The organism is Nocardia sp. JMUB6875, assembly GCF_041154655.1.
Taxonomy (GTDB): domain Bacteria; phylum Actinomycetota; class Actinomycetes; order Mycobacteriales; family Mycobacteriaceae; genus Nocardia.
Genome location: NZ_BAAFGR010000394.1, coordinates 1 through 1,302 on the forward strand (window position 1 = coordinate 1; position 1,302 = coordinate 1,302).

3 protein-coding genes are annotated in these 1,302 nt (G+C 68.0%); all 3 read right to left on the minus strand.

Annotated features, from left to right (window positions below; translation table 11 throughout):
- The coding region (locus ACAM49_RS40185) for a TetR/AcrR family transcriptional regulator (RefSeq protein WP_369640741.1) at nucleotides 1–519 on the minus strand (519 nt) is incomplete at its 3' end.
- A gap of 28 nt (nucleotides 520–547) precedes the next feature.
- Nucleotides 548–742: a hypothetical protein gene (locus ACAM49_RS40190; protein WP_369640742.1), complete on the minus strand. Its 195-nt coding sequence runs from the start codon at nucleotides 740–742 to the stop codon at nucleotides 548–550.
- Between the two features lie 310 nt (nucleotides 743–1,052).
- On the minus strand, nucleotides 1,053–1,302 hold a 250-nt coding region (locus tag ACAM49_RS40195; protein WP_369640743.1), incomplete at its 5' end, for a hypothetical protein.

The window sequence follows — 1,302 nt, forward strand, 5'->3', positions numbered from 1 at the left end:
GTGGGGGTGGTGGGCGGTGCGGCGGATGGCGGCGTAGGGGAGGTCGATGATCAGCAGGGTCAGGCGTTCACGGTCGGAGCGGGTGCGGTAGCCGAGGCGGTCGGCCAGGGATCGGATGGCGTTGTCGAGTCGGCGTTGGCGGGCTGCGGCTGCGGTGCGGGCGTCCTCGGACCATTGGGCGTAGCCGAAAGGCTCCGGGCCCATTAGCAAGACGGCCGCGTCGGTGGGGTGGTGCAGGGACCAGTCGGTGACGTGATGGGCGGCTTGGATGGCGGCCTGTTGGGGTGGGTCCAATTGGAGGGCCTCGAGGAATCCGGTTTGGAAGCGGTCGAGGGTGCGCAGCCACAGGGCGGCCAGGAGCGCGGGTCGATCCGGAAAGCGGTAGTAGACGGAGCCGCTCGGTGCGCCCGCGGCCGCGGCGACAGCGCTCATGGTGACCGCCGCGGCACCTTCGGTGGCGGCTAGTTCGGCGGCGGCGTCCAGTAGGGAGTCGGCGGTGTGCGCAGGTTTTCTCGACACGTTCTAGAGAGTAGCCTCTAATTGCGAATTAGAGAGTGATCGCTAAATCGGAGGTTCGATCATGGTGCGCAATGTCCACAGCCGGATCCTCACCGCCGACGTGCGGCCCGTCGGCCTGCTGCTCGATAGCCTCGCCACTGAGGACGATCGGCTCTGGCCCGTTGGTCGTTGGCCCGCAATGCGTTTCGACCGGCCGCTGGGTGTCGGTGCGGTGGGTGGGCATGGGCCGATTCGATACACCTGTGTGAAGTACGTGCCGGGCCGTGAGGTGGTGTTCCGGTTTCGGCGGCCGCGCGGCTTCGATGGAACCCATGGGTTCCTCGTGGAGGAAGTGGACGGCACGCGTACCCGGCTGACGCACGAGTTGGTCATCCGGACGCGCGGAGCGGCTCGGTTCAGTTGGCCGCTCATGTGGCGCTGGCTGCACGATGCGGCCCTCGAAGACTCACTCGATCGTGCCGAGGCCAACCTCGTTTCGGGTACGCCGCCGAAGAGCCGTCACAATCGATATGTGCGCTTCCTGCGCGGGCGGGTCAGCGGGCGCTGGCGTCGAAACGGACTGCCTCGTCCGCGATTTCGGCCAGCAGGCGTGGGTCGAAGCGGGCCAGCGCGTCCAGGGCGGAGTACCAGCGGCCGGAGGACCAGATCTCGGCGAGGGTTCGGCGGATTCGGCGGTGGGATGTTTCGCGGTCGGGGGGTGGTAGGTGGTCGAGGGTGAGGACCTGGGCGTCGATGATGCGGGACAGGAGGGTGGGGCGGAGGTCGGATTCGACGGAGTTGGCC